Below are 20,776 nucleotides of genomic sequence, written 5' to 3'. Positions count from 1 at the left end.
GGATCAAACTCTCATTTGATACTGGTTTCTCTTAAACTCAAACTTAACGTGACCTGCTCTATAGTTTTCAAAGAACACGAAGCCCGGAATACCTGTTTACTGATTTAAAAGGTACTCTGGACAACTGCAGAAGCCATATTAATTCAATATGGCTTAACTGACGAACCCTGATTATAAATATATTGAATTAACTTTGCAAGCAAAATATTACAGTTTTTAAAAAAAAGAGGAAATGCCTTGAAAAATCAAGAAAAACTATAGGGCACCGATACGGTTTATTGCTTCATTTGACTATAGTTCATGAACAAAGAAGTTCTGCTGCCATTCATCCTCAACTGTAGTCCAGTTCCCATGACCCGGCAATAATTTTGTTTCCGGCGGCAGAGAAAGGACCTTTTTGAAAGACTCCTTCAACGCCTCAATACTGCCACCGTAGAAATCGGTTCTGCCTATAGACCCCGCAAACACAGTATCTCCCGTAAAAACTATCCCGTCGGCAACAAGACATATCCCTCCGGGGCTATGGCCAGGGGTGTGCATAACTTTCAACGTGACTCCCCCCGCAACGATCTCCTCTCCATCCCGGACAAACAGGTCAGGATGGGGCGGCTGAACAACATGAAATCCCCAGATCGCGCCTTGGGACTCAACTCTCAAATAGACCTCGAGGTCGTCTACATGGAGCATTACTTTTGCCCCGGTTTTTTCCCTCAGGGCGGCAATGGCACCCGTGTGATCAAAATGGGCATGCGTGCAGATAATGCGTGAGACAGTCAGGTTTTTGCTCCTGATAAATCTCAGTATTTTGTCAGGCTCATCGCCAGCATCGATGACAAGGGCGTCAAGGCTATTTTCATCATAAGCAACATAGCAATTCACCTGAAGCGGTCCCACAACAATCGTCTCTATATTCATAATCACCCCTTACCCATTTTTTTCATGATTATTTCTCGGACATACCGCAGTTCTTCATTTCTTAAGAGACTATTCACCGCAGCATAAATAAAAATGCATACGACCATTGCCCCTGAAAGATAGACAGCCTTGACTGCAGACAACCCGCTTTTTGTCCAGAGTTCTCCCCGCACCAATAACCACCCGACCAATCCCATGATAGCAGAGGAGAAAACGATCTGGGCGAATGATTTAACGATCTTTCTCGCGTCAATATGATGGAGTTTATGTTTCAGGAAATAAAATAGAATGAGGAAGTTGATCCCCGAAGCAAGCGAATTCGCAAGTGCCAGCCCGGAATGCTTGAGCGGACCCATGAGCACAATGCTGAGCAGGAGATTTGACGCAACGCCAAATGCCGCGATCTTTACCGGGGTTTTCGTATCCTGCATGGAATAGAAGGTTGCGGTTATGACCCTGACACCTACAATGGACCAAATACCGATTGAATAGAAAAGTAGGGCTTCTGCGGTCCCCCGGGTTGCAGCATAATCGAATTGCCCCCTCTGGAAGAGAAGATTTACGATCGGCTCCCTCAGCGCTATAAGCCCTGCCATGGAGGGTACTGCAATAAAAAAAAGCAGCCGAATCGCAAAAGAAAAGTCCTCGCGAAGCCGATCAAAATCGCCCTTCACCGCATGTTCTGATAATGCAGGAAGCACTGCCATGCCCATGGCCACACCGAAGATACCAACAGGAAACTGTATAAGCCTCATGGAATAATAGAGATAGGTAATACTTCCCTCCGGCAGGTAAGATGCAAGGATATTGCTCACGATTATGTTTATCTGGTTTACGGCAAGCGCCATTGTTGCCGGGAGAATAAGAATGGCCATTTTTTTTAGCCCAGGATGGCGAAACCCCGGATCAAGGCCGAGCGAATAGCCGTTTCTGAAAAAAGCGGGCAGTTGAAATGCAAACTGCACAAATCCCCCCAGTGCAATCCCGACCGCAACAACAAGAATCGGCTGCTTTGCTATGGGGGCAAAGGCGATTACAACAACAATTGTCGTGACATTCAGCATTGCAGGTGCCAATGCAGGAACAAAAAAGACCTTCTTTGTATTGAGCGCTCCCATGACCAGAGATGCAAGGCTGATAAACAACAGAAAGGGAAACATGATCCTTGTAAGAAGCACAGTCATTGAAAATTTTTCCGGTGAACTGAGAAATCCCGGAGCAATTGCCGCGACAATCGCAGGGGAAAAAACAACACCTGCAATACAGACAAGGCCGACCACAATAATAATAAAGGTGAACGTTATACGGACAAGGCGGGATGCTTCTTCGTCTCCCTGCTTCTGTCGGTATTCGGTAAGAACAGGTATAAAGGCAGAAGACATTGATCCTTCCGCAAAAAGCTCCCTCAATAGATTTGGTATTCTGAAGGCCGCGAAGAAGGTGTCTGAAAGGCCGGTAGCGCCGAAAAAAACAGCAAGGATCATATCCTTTACAAAGCCAAGGACCCGGCTGATAAATGTCGCGACAGACATGATACCTGCTGCCTTTGCTATTTTACCTCTGCCGTCCATATCAGGGCTCATTATAGCAAATGAGCCCTGATATATTGCTAAAACAAGCAAAATCCCTTTAAAATTTCGGATGTCAATATTAAACACAATCATAGCCAGAAAAAAAGAACGTCTTTCTCACGCAAAAGCGGCTGCCTCAATGGCTCATCTCAAGACTTCCCTTAAAGATATCCCTCTGCCTTTTGACTTCGAACGGGCAATAAAAAGAACAGCCGGGCAAATACATCTTATTGCCGAAGTCAAGAAAGCGTCTCCATCGAAGGGACTTATCAGACAGGACTTTAATCATAAGACGATTGCGGCTGTGTATAAAGAGAAGAAAGTGAATGCAATATCCGTCCTCACCGAAGAGGATTTTTTTCAGGGTCGACTTGAATTTCTTGATGAGGTAAAAAACATTTCCCTGCTTCCTGTTCTTAGAAAAGATTTTATTTTCGACGAATACCAGATTTATGAGGCGAGGGCAAACCAGGCGGATGCGATCCTTCTCATCGCAGCGATCCTTGGTGAAAAACAGGCAGAAGAATATCTTCATGTCTCCAGAGAACTGGGAATGGCTGTTCTCTTTGAAGTCCATGATCATCAGGAGCTTGAAATGGCGTTGAGGATTAATGTCCCCATTATCGGCATTAACAACCGGAATCTTAAGACTCTCCAGATAGACATGAATACAACCCTTGAGCTGAAGAAAGAGATCCCAGCAGACAAAATTATCGTAAGTGAAAGCGGCATAAAGACGCGGGATGATGTCCTGAAGCTTGAACAGGCAGGCATCGATGCGATGCTGATAGGCACATCTTTTATGGAATCTGCAGACATTGGCAGAAAGATTGGGGAATTGAGGGGCACGTAAGAACAGGAGCCCTTGTGGTAAAATAGGTCCTACCAAGTCTTCAGGCAGCTAAATAAACGGAGGTAACACATGCAGGAAACAAAAGTAGTGCTCCCGGACAGAGAGATCCCCAGGCAGTGGTACAATATTATGGCCGATATGCCGAATCTGCCAAAGCCGCCGTTACACCCTGGAACGAAGCAGCCGGTAGGTCCGCAGGATCTGAGTGCGATTTTCCCCATGGCGCTTATCGAGCAGGAAGTTTCAACTCAGCGGTGGATTGATATACCCGAGGAAGTGCTGAATATATATAGTCTCTGGAGACCGTCACCTCTTTACAGGGCACACAGGCTTGAGGCAGCACTAGGCACTCCCGCAAAGATCTATTATAAATATGAAGGCGTAAGCCCTGCTGGCAGTCACAAACCAAATACCGCCATCCCTCAGGCATATTACAACAAGCAGGCAGGCATCAGAAGAATCGCAACAGAAACCGGTGCCGGGCAATGGGGATCCTCCATGGCACTTGCAGGAACAATGTTCGGCCTTGATGTTACAGTCTATATGGTTAAGGTGAGCTACAGCCAAAAGCCCTACAGAAGGATCGCAATGGAGACATGGGGGGCAACAGTGCATCCCAGCCCTTCCAACTTAACAAATTCCGGCAGGAAGATTCTTGAAATTGACCCTGATAGCCCCGGCAGCCTCGGTATCGCCATATCAGAGGCTGTTGAAGACGCTGCAACGCATAACGATACAAACTATGCCCTCGGGTCAGTCCTGAATCATGTTGTGCTTCACCAGTCCGTAATCGGGCTCGAGGCGAAGAAACAGTTCGAGATGGTTGGCGACTATCCTGACGTTGTCATCGGCTGTTGCGGAGGGGGAAGCAATCTTGGCGGGGTGGCATTTCCTTTTCTCCAGGACAAAATAGGCGGCAGGCAGTTACGAGTTGTCGCGGTGGAGCCTTCTTCCTGCCCAACGCTTACCAAGGGAGAGTTCCGATATGACTTTGGGGATACGGCCGGCTTGACGCCGCTGATGATGATGTATACGTTGGGGCATGACTTCATGCCTCCAGGCATCCATGCCGGCGGCCTGAGATACCATGCAGACTCGCCTCTTGTCTGCCAACTGTATCACGACAAGCTGATAGAGGCAGTGGCTTACGGTCAAAACGCATGTTTTGAGGCAGCGATCAAATTTTCAAAGACGGAAGGCATCATCCCTGCACCGGAAAGTTCTCATGCAATCAAGGCAGCAATTGATGAGGCGCTGAAAGCAAAGGAAGAGGGCAAGCAGAAAACGATCTTTTTCAATCTGAGCGGCCATGGCTATCTTGATCTTGCAGCCTATGCAGACTATGCGGCAGGCAAACTGGAAGACTATGAATACCCGGAAGAAAAGATTCGGGAGGCCCTGAAAAATCTTCCGGTAATTTAACCAGAGAGACTAAATCTTGCAAACGCATTGTATGGGGGCAAAAGGACTAATCCTTTTGCCCTTGTTTTTCCCGGAGAGGTATTTGTTATGGTAAGAGTCAAGATCTGCGGAATAACAAATCACGAAGATGCTGCAGCTGCGATCGATTTCGGTGCAGATGCCCTGGGGTTTATTTTCTTTAAGGGAAGTCCCCGTTGCGTTAGCCTGCAACAGGCTGAAGCGATCATCAGTAAAATTCCCCCATTCGTTACTACGGTAGGCGTGTTTGTCGATGAGACCCCGGAAATGATTCGCTTCTCTATTGATGCAGGCATCGATGTCATTCAACTCCATGGAAATGAAAGACCTGAGGCCTGCCATCACTCCCGGAGAAGTGTTAAGGCAATCAGGATAAAATCAATCGACAGTCTTGAGCCCCTGAAAACATTTAAAGGCATTGTCTCTGCGTTGCTGCTCGATGCATATTCCGCTGATGAGCTGGGCGGCACGGGCCAGAAATTCAACTGGGACATTGCTGTCGAGGCAAAGCAGTTCGGCAGGATCATCCTTGCCGGAGGGCTGACGCCCGAGAATGTTGCTGACGCTGTAAGACATGTGAGGCCATATGGTGTTGATGTATGCAGCGGGGTAGAGCGGGAAAAGGGCAAAAAGGATCATCAGAAAATAAAGCTCTTTATAGAACGGGCAAAGACTTAACTTGGCCTTTAGCTGATTTGGAGATTGCCTGAGCTTACTTTAATAAATGTCTTCACATTCCCGCGGGGATTAAAATCGCCGACCACTTCAAGAAATCTGGGCTTCAGCTTTTTTTCGAGTTCGCCAAAGACCTTATTGGTGATCTCCTCGTGCGAGATATGGGCACTTCTAAAGGCATTCAGATAAAGCTTTAGTGATTTCAGTTCAATAATTTTCTTGTCAGGGATATAGCGCAGATTGATTGTTGCGAAATCGGGGTATCCGGAGCGCGGGCAGAGGCAGGTGAACTCCGGATAACTGATATTGATCTCATAATCACGTTCAGGGTTCGGGTTGTCCCAGACCTCAAGCTTCGCCTTTTGTATAGATTTTTCCCCGTATTTCATGGGAAAATCTACCATGTGCAGCAGGAAATTGTAAAGTGCTCTCTTGACAAAGATAAATCGGTTTTTGTAAGTTACTAAAGTATTTCTGCAAGTAAAAAGCAACCCCGCGTGATAGGCATAACCTTCCGCGAATAAAAAACCTGACGTCTAAACCCGGATGAGGAGTAATTTATGGGAAACATCTCAATTTCTGAACTCAAGGACAAAACCATTGATGAACTTACTACTGTCGCCAAGGAACTGAAGGTCGAAGGAGCTTCAGGCCTCAGGAAGCAGGATCTGATATTCGCTATCCTCCAGGCACAGACAGAAAAGACCGGCAATGTCTTCTCTGCCGGAGTCCTTGAAATACTCCCTGACGGATTCGGATTCCTCAGGTCGCCTGACTACAGTTACCTTCCGGGACCTGATGATATCTATGTTTCTCCTTCCCAGATCCGCAGATTCAATCTCAGGACCGGAGACCTGATCTCAGGACAGATCAGGCCGCCAAAAGAATCTGAGAGGTATTTTGCTCTCCTCAAGGTCGAGGCGATCAACCACGAATCTCCAGAGGAAAACGTAAATCGTCCTCTCTTTGACAACCTCATCCCCTACTATCCGACCGAGAGAATACGCCTTGAATATGATTCTACAGACTACTCAACACGCGTAATGGATCTGGTTACGCCCATCGGCATGGGGCAAAGAGGCATGATCGTTGCCGCACCCAGGACAGGAAAGACCGTTCTGCTGCAGTCCATTGCAAAGGCTATCAAGAAGAACCACAGGGATATTCATCTTATCATCCTGCTCATCGATGAGCGGCCCGAAGAAGTGACTGACTGGAAGCGGCAGGTCTCTACTGCAGAGATCATCAGTTCAACCTTTGACGAGCCGCCCCAAAGACATGTTCAGGTTTCGGAGATGGTAATAGAGCGGGCAAAGCGCCTTGTTGAAAGCAAGAGGAATGTCGTGATTCTGCTTGACAGCATTACCAGGCTTGCGAGGGCGTATAATGCGATCATGCCGACAAGCGGCAAAGTCCTTTCAGGCGGCCTTGACTCCAATGCGCTCCAGAGACCAAAACGATTTTTTGGTGCAGCAAGGAATATCGAGACCGGCGGCAGCCTCACGATCCTTGCGACTGCGCTTATTGATACCGGCAGCAGGATGGATGATGTTATCTTCGAAGAGTTCAAGGGAACAGGTAACATGGAGCTGCATCTCGACCGGAAGCTCGTTGAAAAGAGAATCTTCCCGACCATTGATATCAATGCGTCAGGCACAAGAAAAGAAGAACTGCTGGTAGAAAAAGACCTGCTGAACAGGATCTGGATCGTCAGAAAGGTGCTGAACTCGCTGAGTACCGTTGAGAGCATGGAGTTTCTGCTTGGCAAACTGTCCGGCACAAAGGCCAATAAAGACTTCTTTGATATGATGAACAAGTAACAATTGGAGGCAGCCGGAAGAGGCTTTAAAACTCCTTCCGGCCGCCTCAGTTATTCACAGTGCTCGGCGTTCCGCAGGCAATGACTAAGCCATTCACGGAGGCGTCCGCAGCAAGAGGCAGTCGCTTCTATCCGCAGATTCAAGAAAATTCGTTTAGCCGCCCCAGCCGATGCTGATAATTATGGCATCAGCGGAACAGACCTCTTTGCAAGTGCCGCAGTCAATGCAATAGGACGACCGATAAGGCAAGCTTTTGCCGTCTGACATCTCAAAACATTTGACCGGACAGGCGTTTATACAATCCCCGCACCCGGTGCATTTGTCCCAATCCACTATAGCTATAAACACCCGCGTTCACCTCTCCGATAAGATTTGCATACCCCAAGAACTTCTGATAGGTTTTCAAAACTTCATTTTACTCCAGCAGGGCAGATGGCGATATGACATAAATCATATCGCATAGATAGGGGGCACTTCATGCGAAGCCGCTACTTGTTATGTGATATTTTTGTTCGTAGGCAGCGCTTCAGGGTTGTTTTTCTATTGCATCGGGACTTCCGCATTTAGGCTTCCTCTATCTCATAGTTCACATTCACCTGCAGGTCTTTTCTGAGGGAGTGATATACCGAGCAGTATTTCTCCTGCGAAAGTGAGATTGCCCTGTCGAGCTTTTTGGGTGTAATGTTTTCACCGGATATATGAAGCACCATATCGATCTTCGTGTAGTACTGGGGCGGAGTCGGGTTCCTTTCCCCGGAAATATCTATTTTGAACTTCGCGATCTTTGCCTTCATCTTTGTTACAAAGGAAACGACATCTATCGCAAGACAGCCCGCGACACTGAGAAGCAGGCTTTCGGTAGGAATACAGCCCCACTGTGCCTCAGCATCGAAATCAAGCTCAAACCCCCGAGGCGTTCTGCCGAGGAAGATGAGATCCTTGTCCCATGTCAATGATGCCGTATTAACCGGCCTTATCTTGCCCTTATATCCTTCCAGATTCTCTTCAAGTTCATTTTTTTCTTCTGAGCTCATAACCATCCTCCAATGTAAATATCATAAATAATAGCCAGAAAGATTATAGCAAACCTGCAACAGGAGCATCAAAAAGTTGAAAAGCACCATGACGATCCATCTTTTCTGTTGCCCTGAAAAGGCTTATAAGTCTATACTGTAAGTCAAATCCTGCATTTTTGCGCAAATTCCGGGGAGTTTCGTATGCCTTTTTTCGTTGAAGTTTTTTCAAGCGAGATTATCAAAAAGACAGTCCTTGACCCCAAGGGAGAGGACCTCGGACGGGTGCGTGACCTCGTTGTTATAAAGGGCGATCCGCTGCCAAAGATCTCCGCACTTATTATCGAGAGGAAAAAGAAGTCATATTACCTTCCCTGGCATGATCTTAATATCTTTAATAAGAAAATAATATCCTCCAAAGTGTATGCCGAGACACTGAAATCATACGAAATGATGGCTGATGACCTCCTCATTCTCAGAGATATCCTTGATAAGCAGATCGTTGATGCAAACGGAGCAAAGGTAGTTCGGGTGAACGATATCAAGCTCGAAGGATATAATAATGAGGCGGTGCTTATTGCCGTTGATGTGGGCATGAGGGGTATCCTGAGAAGACTCGGCATGGAAAGGGGCGGTGAAGACCTTGCGAGACTCTTTAAGAAGAGTCTTCCTTTTACACTCATCAGCTGGGACTACCTTCAACCCCTTGAGCCCAAACTCACCGAAATATCACTGACCATACCGAGGCAGATGCTCTCAGACCTTCATCCTGCAGATATTGCCGATATCATCAGCAGCGTGTCTCAGAAAGATGGAGCCACCTTTTTTAATAATCTCGATATCGAAACTGCGGCAGAGGCCCTGTCCGAACTTAAACCTGAGATGCAGGCTGACATCATCAGTGCCATGGACACCGAAAAAGCTGCCGACATCATTGAAGAAATGCCGCCAGACGAAGCAGCTGACGTTCTGAGCGATCTGACTACAGAGCGCGCAAAGGAGATTCTCGAGCATATCGAAAAAGAGGAAGCTGAGGACATCCAGGAACTTCTCGGCCATGAAGAAGATACGGCTGGCGGTCTTATGACAACAGACTTTATTGCCTATCCTCCTGATATAACGGTACAGGAGGCAACCGAAAAGTTCAAAATCGAAGCGCGGGAAGCTGAAAACGTCTATTATCTCTATATCGTTGACAAGGAAGAAAAACTCCGAGGAGTTGCCTCTCTGAGGGAGATGCTCCTTGCGGAGAATGACTGCTATCTTGCTGACATTATGGAAACGAATATCAAGTCCGTTGCTCCTGGCGAGGACGAGATGGTTGTTGCCGGCATTATTTCAAAATATAACCTTCTTGCACTCCCGGTTGTTGATGAGAACGGCTATATGCACGGCATTATCACGGTCGACGACATCATCGACCTGCTGCTGCCTCCTGCTGCAAAAAAGAAACGGAGGAGGGTGTGAAGCTCTGGAAGAACATACTCTTTTTCCTCAGCGTCATGGGCCCGGGCATCATCACGGCAAATATCGACAATGATGCCAGCGGAATAACGACCTATTCTGTGGCTGGTGCGCGCTTTGGGTATGGTCTGCTCTGGACCCTGCTTCCAACAACGGTAGCGCTTGTGGTTATCCAGGAGACGATCGCCCGCATGGGCGTTATCACAGGGAAAGGGCTTTCTGATCTCATCCGGGAAAATTTCGGCGTCAAGACAGCCTTTTTTATGATGTTGGGTCTCTTTGTGGCTAATTTCGGCAATACGGTTGCGAATCTTGCAGGATGGGCAGCGAGCATGGAGATCCTCGGTTTCAGCAAGTTTGTGATGGTACCGGTTGGGGCAATTTCGATATGGATCCTTGTTACAAAGGGAAGCTACCGGTTTGTTGAAAAGATCCTCCTGTTCGCATGTCTTCTCTATTTCGGATATGTCATTTCAGGCTTTATGGCAAAACCTGAATGGGGACCTGTTCTGAAAAGCGCAGTTATTCCCCAGATGAGGTGGAATGCAGAATATGTTGTGCTGAGCATCGCAATCATTGGGACTACGATTACGCCCTGGATGCAGTTCTACCTCCAGTCCTCGATCGCAGAGAAGGGCATCAAGAAAGAGCAGTATAAGGCCTCGCGCCTTGACGTAATTATCGGGTGCTTTATAACCGATATCGTCAGTTTTTTCATCATCGTTACCTGTGGAGCACTGCTCTTCCCTCATGGCATCCGCATTAATGAGGCTTCAGAAGCAGCGCTTGCCTTAAAACCCCTTGCCGGGGAATATGCATATCTGGTCTTCTCCATATGTCTTGCCAACGCCTCTTTGCTTGGTGCCATCATCGTTCCGCTTGCAACTGCATATTATGTCTGCGAGGCAATGGGATGGGAGGCAGGCATCAACAAGACATTCAAGGAAGCTCCCCAGTTTATGTGGATCTATACCATGACCATCGCTCTTGCATCGCTCGTTATCCTGATCCCGGGAGCACCACTGGTCTTCCTGATGGTCCTTTCTGCTGTTATTAACGGGCTTCTGCTTCCCTTTGTCCTGGTCTTCGCCCTGCTTCTGGTGAATAACAGGAAGCTTATGGGCGAATATACGAATTCCCGAACGTACAATTACATTTCATGGGCAACGATCATAACGATTATTATTTTGACATCATTTCTTGTCATAACAACCTTTATCCCGCTTAACGGCTGACAAACTCGGCATCTGAGGGCTTTTTTGGTTATAATACGTCCGCCTGGAGATACAATGGTAAAGACAATAGAATGGAAAGACAATAAAGTAATAATGCTCGATCAGAGCAGGCTGCCGATCGACGTTGCCTATATTGAATGCAAAGACTACCTGATGGTGGCAGAGGGCATCAAGAAGCTCTGGATACGCGGCGCTCCTGCTATCGGCATTGCAACGGCAATGGGAATCGCACTCGCTGCGCAGGAGATTGCAGCGCGGGATTATGAGGGCTTTCTGAAAGGCTTGCAGCCTGTGTTCGAAACACTCATGGCAACCCGCCCCACAGCAGTCAATATACAGTGGGCGGTCGAGAGGATCAGAAAATTTCTCGCTGCGATAAAGGATGAGCCGGTTGAGAGGCTCAAGGCACTGCTCATAGATGAAGCTCAGAAGATCCTTGCTGAAGACATTAAAATAAATATGACAATAGGCAGATGGGGCGCACAGTTTATTCATGACGGCGATACGGTTCTGACCCACTGCAATGCCGGCTCCCTTGCAACCGGAGGCTACGGCACAGCAACTGCTCCGATGCTGATCGCAAAAGAGCAGGGCAAGAACTTTCAGGTCATTGCCGATGAGACTCGGCCTGTATTGCAGGGAGCGCGGCTCACGTCATGGGAACTTATGCAGGCAGGGATCCCGGTCACACTGATAACAGACAATACAGCCGGTGCGTTAATGCAGAAAGGCGAAATTAACCTTGCGATCGTGGGCACAGACAGGACCGTCAGTAACGGGGATGTTGCAAATAAGATAGGCACCTACACGGTTGCAGTGCTTTGCAAAGAGCATGGCATCCCCTTCTATGTCGCTGCCCCGATGAGCAGTATTGACTTCTCAATACCCACGGGTGATCTTATCCCCATTGAAGAACGGGCAGCCGAAGAGGTAACACATATTTTCGGCACCTGCAGGATTGCCCCTGAGGGCGTAAACGTGAGAAACATTGCTTTTGATGTGACCCCTGCAAAGTATGTAACTGCAATCATAACCGAGAAGGGTGCATTCAAACCTGATGATCTGAAAAAGCTTTCAAGGGCTGACGCTGACCTTGATAAGATCAGGATCAGGGCCTGAAGCCAAAGGATATCTGACTTGACACCAAAAGATATGCCCTATCACCAGAAGATGGATCTGCAGGAAGTGTTTGATTCCTATGAGGAAAGACTTCGTCTTGTCGAACACCAGATAAAAGAACTTTTCAGGAATAAGGTGCCCTTTATTCCCCTGATCGGCGATTATATTATTTCAAGCGGTGGCAAGCGGCTGCGGCCTCTTTTTCATCTCATAAGCGCTGACCTTGCGGGCTATGACGGCTTTGCCTGTATTGAGATCGCAAGCATTATTGAATCTATCCATACGGCATCCCTTCTTCACGATGACGTGGTCGATACGGCAGAAGTAAGACGCGGTAAGCCATCAGCAAACGCTCTCTGGGGAAACCAGATCGTGGTGCTGGTTGGCGACTTTCTCTATTCTAACGCGCTTCGGGCCGCTGTCATGCAGAAAAACCAGAAGATCATGGAGGCACTTTCCGGAGCAACCACACGAATGACCGAAGGAGAACTGCTTCAGCTTAACAGAGTGGGAGACCCTGATATAACTGAGACGGAATACCTCGACATTATTTCCGCAAAGACAGGAGCACTCATTTCTGCGGCCTGCAGGGTCGGTGCAATTCTTGGCGGTCTTTCTGAGGAAAAAGAACTCGCTCTTGCGAACTTTGGCATGAAGATCGGCATGGTATTCCAGATGGCAGATGACATACTTGACTATATGGCTGAGGAGAAAGATCTGGGGAAAAAACTCTGCAAAGACCTTGAGGAAGGAAAGATAACGCTTCCCCTGCTTCTGCTTCTTTCCGCTGCAGAAGAGAAGGACAAGGTTGAAATAAAAAAAATCATCAAGGACTTTTCTGCCGCAGGCCTTGAAAAAATCACCAGCCTGCTGAAACAGTACCGGTCCATTGAGGCATCCCTGAGCAAGGCCCAAACTCTTGTCGATGAGGCCCGAAAGGAGCTCTCTCTCTTTTCTGACTGCAGGGCAAAAGAGTCACTTCTCGCTATTGCTGACTATTCATTGCACCGGGAGAAATGATGCATAGAATCGTAGAACTCGCCAGGCAGACCATTGAGGGATATGTGAGGACCGGAAAGGCAGTATCGCCGCCCAAAGACCTTTCTCCTGAGTTGGCGGCCCGTGCAGGCGTCTTCGTAAGCCTCAAGAAAATGGGGAATCTCAGAGGCTGCATAGGTACGTTTGAACCAATCACAGATACTGTTGCTCAGGAGGTTATCAGAAACGCTATTGCGGCTGCAACTCAGGATCCACGATTTCAGGCAGTGCAGGAGGATGAACTCACAGAGATCGAATATTCCGTAGATGTTCTTTCTCCCCCGCAAAAGATAAGGAGCGTACAGGATCTTGACCCGAAAGAATACGGCATTATCGTCGTTCAGGGAGGCAAACGGGGACTGCTCCTTCCCGATCTCGAGGGTGTTGATACCGTTGAGGAACAACTGAGAATAACAAAGATGAAGGCAGGGATCTGGACAGATGAAAATCTGGAGATTTTCCGGTTTACCGTAACACGATATAGGTGACGTTGCATGGAAGTTGTCCAGGGAAAGCCTGTTGTTACTGCAGTGCGCTATCTTATCGTTGCTGCCTTGCTCGCAGCTTTATGCTTTGAGGGGTACTATATCTTTATGTTGAGGGCTACAATTAAAAAACAGACCGAAGATCTCAGGGATATTTCAGTGCAGCTTCAGCTCCTTAAGAGCGAACGGGAAACCCTGAGTGAAGAGATATCTTCAGCAAGGAAACAGGCAGGAGAGATAGAAAATGGAAAAACTACCCAAAGGTAATATCAGGGACACAAGTCTTGTAAAGATCCTGGTGCAGCTGAACAGGAACCGGCGAACTGGCACACTTTCCCTCGCCACGGCTTCATTTACAAAAAAAATATACTTGAGCGAGGGAGATGTCATTTTTGCATCGTCAACCTATGAGGATGACCGGTTGGGCGAGATGCTTCTGAAGGCAGGAAAGATTACGGTTGAGCAGTATGACAAGTCAGTCGAGATTCTGAAGTCTACCAGGAACAAGCGGCAAGGCGCAATTCTTGTTGAACTTGGATATCTGACGCCAAAAGACCTCTTCTGGGGAGTCAAATACCAGGTACATGAGATCATTCACAGCATGTTCATTGTAGAGGAGGGTGATTACGAGTTCCACGAAGGAGAGCTTCCTACGCAGGAGGTGATCACTTTGAGGATGAGTATCGGCAACCTGATCTATACCGGCGTGAACAAAATCGTAAACTGGACAAGGATCAGAAACGAAATGCCGCACACTGACTCAGTACTGAAACTGGGCGAAGATCCACTGAGCCTTTTTCAGGAAATTGAGCTGTCACAGCAGGACAAAAAGATTCTCTCATTAGTTGATGGCAAGAGGACGATAAAGGAAATCATTGACAGTTCCTGGATGGGATCTTTTGAGGCCTTGAAGGTGCTCTATGTGCTCTGGTCTATCGGAATGGTTGAAGACCAGTTATCGGCAGATGTAGAATCTTCCGGACTGGAAGACGAGAACAAGGTCGAAGACAAAGTCACGCTGAATGATATTCTCACCCCGCTTTCTGAAGAAGATGAGATACTGCTCAGAAAAGTTGACGAAATCTATTCGCAGCTGGGCAGTTTAACCATGACTGAACTCCTTGAAATCGAAGGAAAGGCTGATAGTGAGACGATTAAGAGAAATTATTACCGTCTTGCAAAAGAGTTTCATCCTGACCGGTATTTTAGTTCAACGGACCCGTCCGTCAAGATTAAACTGACTACCATCTTTGATGCCATCACCAAGGCATATAATGTCCTTAAGGATGACCGGAGCCGCAACGAGTATTTGGCGTCACTACTAGGACCAAAACAGGAGGAGGGTGTTCTTGATACTGGTATGCGTGCGGCTGAACAGTTCAAAGAAGGAGTGGCTGACTTCAAGAAAGGTGACTTTTGGGGTGCAATAGATAAGTTTAAATGGGCAACAAAGATGGAGCCGAAGAACGTCAACTACTGGAGCTACCTCTCCCTTGCCTGTTCAAAAGTCCCGGGACGTGTCAAGGAGGCTGAGGAGGCTCTGCTCACCGCCCTGAAGCTTGATCCGTTCAATGCTGAACTCCACTCCCATCTTGGACTTGTCTATATGAAGGCTGGGATCAAAAAGCGGGCACATGCGGCCTTTCAGAAGGCCCTGAAAATAGACCCGAAGAATGAAAAGGCAAGAAAAGGACTAGATAGCACAAAGGATTAAAAACAGTCCTGTTGTCCGCAAGGATCAAGTGATCAATCTGCATCTATAAACCAGATTTTTTTCTTTTCGTAATTGTCTTTCAGCAGTCTGGACAAAGCTTCACGGGTATTGTTCATATGCATAAGATTGAGATATTCTTTTTTTGTATGGGCATGGTGATATCCAATACTCAGATTCACGCCACATCGGTTCACTGCGGAGCAGATAATGCTGATGTCAGAAAATGTTCCTTTATTCCTAGAAAATCCAAACGTTTCAACATAATCAACAAACTCGGGCGGTTCTGCATTGTAAAAGACACATTCACGATCGCCTCTCCTGTCAAGTTCAACAAGAAAAGTTGCCATTGAGAGTTTGTCTGCAAAGAGGTGAACCGCCTCTTTTGCCCCATGCCCCCCGCATTCCTCAAGGTCTGTAAAGAGAATAATCGGCCTTAAGGGCTCCGGCGTTGAGTTGAACAGCGTCAGCGCCGTCCAGACTCCGGCCCGGTCGTCAGCGCCGAGGCCTTGAGGGCTCCAAAGGGTCCTGGCTGATTCATTGATAATGACCTCACGGGCATGCTCATCGTCATGCACCGTGTCTATATGAGCAACAAGAGCAACTTTGTTCTGGAGATTTTCCGGCAGAAAAAGCCAGGAGAGCTCACCATGTGAAGTTGCTTCCCTGCTGAGAAGTTCCCGCAGTTCCTGTTTCTTTATCTGCAGCGTTTCAATCAGGCCTAATTCCATTAGTCAATGCCCAGGGAAAACGGGCGGCTGATGAAATCATTTCTTTTTTTGTGGCTTCTTGTTCAGTTCTGCAATCTTCTTTTTTGCCGCATCAGCGTCCTTTGTGCCAGGATATTTTTCGATAAGCTTATTAAGGATGATCTTGCCTGTCTTGGCATCACCAATTTCAGCAAATGCATATCCCTGCTTGAGCAGGCCGCCGCTGATTTTGTCGCTGTCAGGGTATTTCTTGAGCAATGTTTCATAAGAAAGAATTGCGCTTTCAAAGTCCTTCTCATTGTAATATGATTCGGCGATCCAGAACTGTGCGTTGTCCGTAAGGTCAGTCTTCGGATACTCCCTCATAAAGACCTCGAACCTCTCCCTTGACTCTTTGTACTTCTTCTCCTTAAAAAGCAGGTAAGCAGCGTCATACGCCTTTGCCTTCGTGTCAGCAATGGGTTCGGCTGGAGTCTCGATTTCGGTTTTCACGGTATTGTTCGATTTCAGCGATGGTTCGGCAGCGTCTACGGCAGGTTCTTTCAGCCTGCCCTGGTTTTCAAGGGCAGAGAGCTTTTCTTTTACCGTCTTTATCTGCGTCTCCAGTCCGGCAATCTGTGCCTTAAGAAGGTCCTTTTCAGAGGTGAATTCCTTCAGGGATTTCTCCGTAAAATATCTGCTTTCGTCCAACCGGCCTCTCAGTTCCTGAAGCCCGCTTGACGTCGCATTCACCTTGGAAAAGAGGTCCGCCTGGCTTTCCTTCATCGCAGTGAAAGAATCTTCCCTGACAACACCTGTCGTCTTTTCCTTCAGAGAGTCTATCTCCTTACGTGTCTCATAGGTGCTACGCTGCAGTTCATGGAGATCGCTTCTTACCCGGTCAAAGTCATTGCCAGAGACACAGGCAGATAGAAAAAAAAGCATAAAAAAAACAGATGCGTTTTTCACGGCTATTTGCCCGCCTTTATGAGAACCGTAAAATGAGCTCGCCTGTTTTTCGCCCAGCAGTCTTCGGTCTGTTCTTTGCAGGCAGGCTTCTCTTCGCCATAGCTGATCACATCGACCCTGCCCGATGCGACGCCAAGACTGACCAGATAATCTTTTACGGCCTTGGCTCTGCGGTCCCCGAGTGCAAGGTTATATTCATTGGTGCCGCGCTCGTCGCAGTGGCCCTCAATCGATAATCGGGCAGTCGTATTTTTTGCCATCCACGCCGATACTGCCTGAAGCGCCTGTTTGTATGAATCCTTCACATCATATTTGTCGTAATCAAAGAGGAGGTCAGAAAACAGATTTTCCCTGCTCTCCGTATACTGGTCACCCTTACTCTTTGCATCAACAGAATCGACCTTGCCGTCAAGCTGTTTCTCCGTTATCTTTTCCTGGCCTTTCTGCTGCGTCATATCTTTCTGCTGTCCCTGCTGGCCTGAATCAGGCTGCGTAACTACCCTCTTTTGGCAGGCAGAAAGTCCGAATACAAAGACGATAGATACGGTAATCATAACCATTACACTTCTTAAATTCATCTGCTTCCTCCGTAGATCCTCGTTATTAGTTTGGAGACCATTTGGGGGCATTGGAACGGAGCCCCTGAGGGCTGATCTTTTTCTGAACCTCTCCATTTGCCCTCATGATATATATTCCCTTAGTCCCATCCCTGTCAGAAGAGAACGTTATGTGCCTGCCCTCAGGTGAAAAAGATGGGTCCTCGTTGTTGCCGCTTTCTGTCAGCTGCTGAAGTGCTGATCCGTCAGGTTTCACGATACAGATCTGGTTCTTTCCCCGCCGGCAGGAAAATACGATCCTGTCACCTGTTGGAGACCAGCCAGGAGATGTATTATATGAACCTTCAAACGTAACTCTTCTGATATCGCTGCCATCAGCACGCATCAGGTAAATCTGCGGGCTCCCGCCGCGGTCAGATACAAACGCAATGAGGCTGCCGTCAGGGGACACCGCAGGAGAAACCTCAATACCCTGCGTAAAAGTCAGCTTTTTCACTGACTCATCCTTAAGAGATAACATATAAATATCAGGAGTTCCGTCTTTTGTTGAAGAGAAGGTTATTGCATCACCCTTTGGGAGAAAGTCGCCGGCCATATTGGTGCCCTTTGACGCAAAGATCTTTCTTTCGGTCATCTTTCCAAAATCTAACAGATAGATACCCCATTGTCTGCCGCGCTCCGAAGAATAAATAATTCTCGTTCCATCAGCTGACCAGTGCGGCGCGAGGACCAGCGATCCTTTCAATCCGAGTTTTTTTGCCCTGTATCCATCCCAGTCCATGACATAAATGCCTTTTTCCCCATCGTCTTCTGCGACAAAGGCTATCTTTGTTCTGAACATACCTGTCAGACCGGTAAAGGCATAGTAGATATCATTCGAAATATTATGTGCAAGCTGTCGGATAAGTGCCTTATCTGCTTGATACTGTTTGCTGAAGATCTCTTTGCCTTCAAACACATCATAGACCGAGATATCGACGGAAAGGGTCTGAGCTGATGTTATTGCACCCTTCACAACAGCCTCTATCCCAAGAGGTTTCCAGTTCTGCTGATTGAACCTCTGGGATATGGGCTCAATATACGATGCCTTGTCGATGCAGCTGAAAAGACCGGTAACGGTGAGATCGTCCCTGATGATGTCAGAGATCTCCCTGCCTTGCGTTCCTTGCAGATCATAGATCGCTATGGGAAGCTTCTTTGCAGATGGGGCATGGACATCAATATATATCTTTGCCTCTGAATAAGAAGGAAGGAGTAAGCAGCAGGCGGCAAGCAAAATAAAAAATAACAGGGTTTCCGGCAAAAGGGAATAGCAGGACCGGGAAAGAATCTCGTTCCTACCAGAAGTAGTATTCATTTCCGTGTTCCATATGGATACAATGTCAAGCCTACTTCCATCTCCGAAGGAGGGGGCGGCACCGGATTTGCTTTTTCGATTGCTCTGAGTGCAGCCCTGTCAAAAAGCGCATTGCCTGATCTCTTTTCGATGCCCTGAATAATAATTTCTCCGTCCTTCCGGATTTTCACCAGCACAATTGTTGCAAGCTGTGATTCACCTGTTTCCGGAAATACGATCTCCTGCCCGATACGTGATGCAATCAGATCTTCATAGGTTCCACCGCCGGGGCGTCCTGATCCGACAACGGATCCCGCCCGCTGCGAAAGCTTTTTGGGTGAAGATACTGTCTGACTTCCTACGGTGATCATTCTCCTGATTTTCCCGATTCGCTCGATTTTCTTCTTCGCCTCGATCTCTGACAGAGCGTTGGCCTTTCTTTCTATGTCAGCTTTCTTATCCTGGATCGTCCTGTCGGCCTCTTTTTCGTGCTCCGAGCTCCTTGCAGCCTGCTCGTTCTTCTTAGAGGTTTCTTCTTGAGCTTCTCCCCGAGTGGAACTTGCCGGACCGACAAGATTTACTTCATATGGAGACGGCATGATGGTATTTCGGGAATGTCTGAGGATAAGCGCAGCTACAAGAAAAAAAGTGAGATGCAGCGCCGTGGAGATTAGCGTTGCTACCTGCAGACTCGGGCCCCTCATTTCAGTTCAGTTTTCGGTTCTGTTATCATTCCCAGTTTCTCTATTCCGGCATCCTTGATCTCGCTCATTACTTCAACCACCAGACCATAGGGGACATCCTTATCTGCCTTGAGAAAAACATTTGGATTCAGCTTGCTTATCGCTTCGAGCTTCCGCTTCATCTCTGCGACTGAAACCGGAGTGTCATTCATATATACGGTCCGATCCCGCTTTATGACCAGAGAAATCCTTTCGTCTGGCGGAAGTTCCTTCCCTTTTGCCTTGGGCAAATTCACATCAACCCCCTGCTGCATTAGCGGAGCCGTCACCATAAAGATGACGAGAAGCACCAGCATGACGTCAACAAAAGGCGTCACATTGATCTCAGAAAGTACGTTTCTGTTCCTGTTCGTCTTCATTCAGCGACTTTTGAAAAAAGTTCAAGGAGGTCTTCTGAAAAGTCCTCCATCTCCAATATCATTTTTCTGGACATGCTGAGATAGTAGTTATAGGCAATAACCGCAGGGATAGCGGCCGCAAGGCCAACTGCCGTTGCGATAAGCGCCTCGGCAATACCCGGAGCAACAACCGCCAGGGATGCTGAGCCTGCGGAACCGATGCCGTGAAATGCATTCATGATTCCCCAAACTGTCCCGAACAGCCCTATGAACGGCGCGGTTGAACCTGTTGTTGCAAGAAAGTTAAGATATTTTTCGAGCTTTACCGACTCGAGGGTCTCGTATCTCCTGAGAAGACGCTTTATCTCATTTTTGTCCTTTTTTGCTTCGTCAGCATAAACCGCCTTGAAAACGTTTGCAATAGGACTGAGCGTAAGGCTTCTCGTTGCCTGAAAAAGGGATTTGGGGTCACGGTTAGAGCGGTATATACGCTGGAACTGGTCAGACTCCCTGTTTGCCCTTAAGAAATACTTCTGTTTAAAGAAGATGATAGCCCAGGAGATTACGGAAAATAACATAAGGATCAGCAGAACAGCTTTTACAATATAGCCAGCATTGAGAATAAGCTGTATGACAGAATTATTCATGTACACCCCTTACCATTTTAAAGAATTTAATGAATTCATTGCCAAAAGTCAAATTAAGAAATATTAACTTTTTTTCTGAAATTAAACCATCATAAAAAAGGATATTTTCTGTTATACTATTTTCCCCGGAGAGGTGGCCGAGCGGTTGCTCGCCTCTG

General features: G+C 47.4%; 23 protein-coding genes. 11 read left to right on the top strand and 12 right to left on the bottom strand.

Translation table 11 applies throughout. The features are described from left to right. Positions 1 to 291: 291 nt before the first annotated feature. Positions 292 to 915 (bottom strand): MBL fold metallo-hydrolase, encoded by a 624-nt coding sequence (locus tag HZB31_15635; GenBank protein ID MBI5849352.1) that lies wholly within the window; start codon positions 913 to 915, stop codon positions 292 to 294. Between the two features lie 2 nt (positions 916 to 917). Continuing rightward, complete coding sequence (murJ, locus tag HZB31_15630; GenBank protein MBI5849351.1) at positions 918 to 2,486, bottom strand: murein biosynthesis integral membrane protein MurJ; 1,569 nt, start codon at positions 2,484 to 2,486, stop codon at positions 918 to 920. A 70-nt stretch (positions 2,487 to 2,556) separates the two neighbouring features. On the opposite strand from murJ, the gene trpC reads away from it, so the two are divergent. From trpC to HZB31_15615, 3 genes are all read left to right on the top strand, one after another. Continuing rightward, entirely contained in the window at positions 2,557 to 3,339 is a 783-nt protein-coding gene (gene trpC / locus HZB31_15625) for an indole-3-glycerol phosphate synthase TrpC (GenBank protein MBI5849350.1), read from the top strand. 69 nt (positions 3,340 to 3,408) lie between these two features. Next, entirely contained in the window at positions 3,409 to 4,761 is a 1,353-nt protein-coding gene (locus tag HZB31_15620) for a TrpB-like pyridoxal phosphate-dependent enzyme (GenBank protein ID MBI5849349.1), read from the top strand. A gap of 87 nt (positions 4,762 to 4,848) precedes the next feature. Next, on the top strand, positions 4,849 to 5,457 hold the full coding sequence (locus HZB31_15615; protein ID MBI5849348.1) for a phosphoribosylanthranilate isomerase: 609 nt from the start codon (positions 4,849 to 4,851) through the stop codon (positions 5,455 to 5,457). A gap of 8 nt (positions 5,458 to 5,465) precedes the next feature. Here HZB31_15615 and queF read toward each other — a convergent pair whose 3' ends face one another. Next, positions 5,466 to 5,843: an NADPH-dependent 7-cyano-7-deazaguanine reductase QueF gene (queF, locus tag HZB31_15610; protein ID MBI5849347.1), complete on the bottom strand. Its 378-nt coding sequence runs from the start codon at positions 5,841 to 5,843 to the stop codon at positions 5,466 to 5,468. A gap of 180 nt (positions 5,844 to 6,023) precedes the next feature. Between queF and rho the strand changes: the two genes are divergently transcribed. After that, positions 6,024 to 7,274 carry a transcription termination factor Rho gene (gene rho / locus HZB31_15605; protein ID MBI5849346.1) on the top strand — a complete coding sequence of 417 codons (1,251 nt, stop codon included), beginning with the start codon at positions 6,024 to 6,026 and terminating at the stop codon, positions 7,272 to 7,274. A gap of 153 nt (positions 7,275 to 7,427) precedes the next feature. Here rho and HZB31_15600 read toward each other — a convergent pair whose 3' ends face one another. Beyond that, positions 7,428 to 7,622 (bottom strand): ferredoxin family protein, encoded by a 195-nt coding sequence (locus HZB31_15600; GenBank protein MBI5849345.1) that lies wholly within the window; start codon positions 7,620 to 7,622, stop codon positions 7,428 to 7,430. Between the two features lie 215 nt (positions 7,623 to 7,837). Continuing rightward, positions 7,838 to 8,308, bottom strand: a complete 471-nt coding sequence (locus HZB31_15595) for an OsmC family protein (GenBank protein ID MBI5849344.1) — start codon at positions 8,306 to 8,308, stop codon at positions 7,838 to 7,840. 183 nt (positions 8,309 to 8,491) lie between these two features. On the opposite strand from HZB31_15595, the gene HZB31_15590 reads away from it, so the two are divergent. The 7 genes from HZB31_15590 to HZB31_15560 are packed head-to-tail and all read left to right on the top strand — an operon-like array spanning position 8,492 to position 15,342. Next, a complete protein-coding gene (locus HZB31_15590; GenBank protein MBI5849343.1) occupies positions 8,492 to 9,754 on the top strand; it encodes a magnesium transporter in 1,263 nt (420 codons plus the stop codon). Between the two features lie 35 nt (positions 9,755 to 9,789). Beyond that, a complete protein-coding gene (locus tag HZB31_15585) occupies positions 9,790 to 10,986 on the top strand; it encodes an Nramp family divalent metal transporter (GenBank protein MBI5849342.1) in 1,197 nt (398 codons plus the stop codon). Positions 10,987 to 11,040: 54 nt separating this feature from the next. Beyond that, on the top strand, positions 11,041 to 12,105 hold the full coding sequence (mtnA, locus tag HZB31_15580) for an S-methyl-5-thioribose-1-phosphate isomerase (GenBank protein ID MBI5849341.1): 1,065 nt from the start codon (positions 11,041 to 11,043) through the stop codon (positions 12,103 to 12,105). Positions 12,106 to 12,123: 18 nt separating this feature from the next. Continuing rightward, complete coding sequence (locus HZB31_15575) at positions 12,124 to 13,125, top strand: polyprenyl synthetase family protein (GenBank protein ID MBI5849340.1); 1,002 nt, start codon at positions 12,124 to 12,126, stop codon at positions 13,123 to 13,125. Beyond that, complete coding sequence (gene amrA / locus HZB31_15570; GenBank protein ID MBI5849339.1) at positions 13,125 to 13,631, top strand: AmmeMemoRadiSam system protein A; 507 nt, start codon at positions 13,125 to 13,127, stop codon at positions 13,629 to 13,631. The genes HZB31_15575 and amrA overlap by 1 nt, the downstream gene beginning before the upstream one ends. Positions 13,632 to 13,637: 6 nt before the next feature. Further along, the gene (locus HZB31_15565; GenBank protein MBI5849338.1) at positions 13,638 to 13,895 is read left to right on the top strand and encodes a hypothetical protein; all 258 of its coding nucleotides are present in this window, start codon (positions 13,638 to 13,640) and stop codon (positions 13,893 to 13,895) included. Continuing rightward, complete coding sequence (locus tag HZB31_15560) at positions 13,873 to 15,342, top strand: tetratricopeptide repeat protein (protein ID MBI5849337.1); 1,470 nt, start codon at positions 13,873 to 13,875, stop codon at positions 15,340 to 15,342. Before HZB31_15565 ends, HZB31_15560 begins: the two co-directional genes overlap by 23 nt. A gap of 32 nt (positions 15,343 to 15,374) precedes the next feature. Here HZB31_15560 and HZB31_15555 read toward each other — a convergent pair whose 3' ends face one another. From HZB31_15555 to tolQ, 7 genes are all read right to left on the bottom strand, one after another. Next, complete coding sequence (locus HZB31_15555) at positions 15,375 to 16,070, bottom strand: hypothetical protein (GenBank protein MBI5849336.1); 696 nt, start codon at positions 16,068 to 16,070, stop codon at positions 15,375 to 15,377. Between the two features lie 36 nt (positions 16,071 to 16,106). Beyond that, positions 16,107 to 16,997, bottom strand: coding sequence for a tol-pal system protein YbgF (ybgF, locus tag HZB31_15550; protein MBI5849335.1), 891 nt, complete (start codon positions 16,995 to 16,997; stop codon positions 16,107 to 16,109). Between the two features lie 2 nt (positions 16,998 to 16,999). After that, the gene (gene pal / locus HZB31_15545) at positions 17,000 to 17,452 is read right to left on the bottom strand and encodes a peptidoglycan-associated lipoprotein Pal (protein ID MBI5849334.1); all 453 of its coding nucleotides are present in this window, start codon (positions 17,450 to 17,452) and stop codon (positions 17,000 to 17,002) included. Between the two features lie 148 nt (positions 17,453 to 17,600). Beyond that, positions 17,601 to 18,911: a Tol-Pal system beta propeller repeat protein TolB gene (gene tolB / locus HZB31_15540; protein ID MBI5849333.1), complete on the bottom strand. Its 1,311-nt coding sequence runs from the start codon at positions 18,909 to 18,911 to the stop codon at positions 17,601 to 17,603. Beyond that, the gene (locus HZB31_15535) at positions 18,908 to 19,594 is read right to left on the bottom strand and encodes a cell envelope integrity protein TolA (protein ID MBI5849332.1); all 687 of its coding nucleotides are present in this window, start codon (positions 19,592 to 19,594) and stop codon (positions 18,908 to 18,910) included. Before HZB31_15535 ends, tolB begins: the two co-directional genes overlap by 4 nt. Next, positions 19,591 to 19,992, bottom strand: a complete 402-nt coding sequence (locus HZB31_15530; protein MBI5849331.1) for an ExbD/TolR family protein — start codon at positions 19,990 to 19,992, stop codon at positions 19,591 to 19,593. Before HZB31_15530 ends, HZB31_15535 begins: the two co-directional genes overlap by 4 nt. Next, entirely contained in the window at positions 19,989 to 20,618 is a 630-nt protein-coding gene (gene tolQ, locus HZB31_15525; protein ID MBI5849330.1) for a protein TolQ, read from the bottom strand. The genes HZB31_15530 and tolQ overlap by 4 nt, the downstream gene beginning before the upstream one ends. Positions 20,619 to 20,776: the final 158 nt, after the last annotated feature.

It is taken from the genome of Nitrospirota bacterium (genome assembly GCA_016235245.1).
In the GTDB taxonomy this organism is placed as follows: domain Bacteria; phylum Nitrospirota; class Thermodesulfovibrionia; order Thermodesulfovibrionales; family UBA6898; genus UBA6898.
Note: the sequence above shows the minus strand (reverse complement) of the source record. Positions and strands in the feature narration are given on the sequence as shown.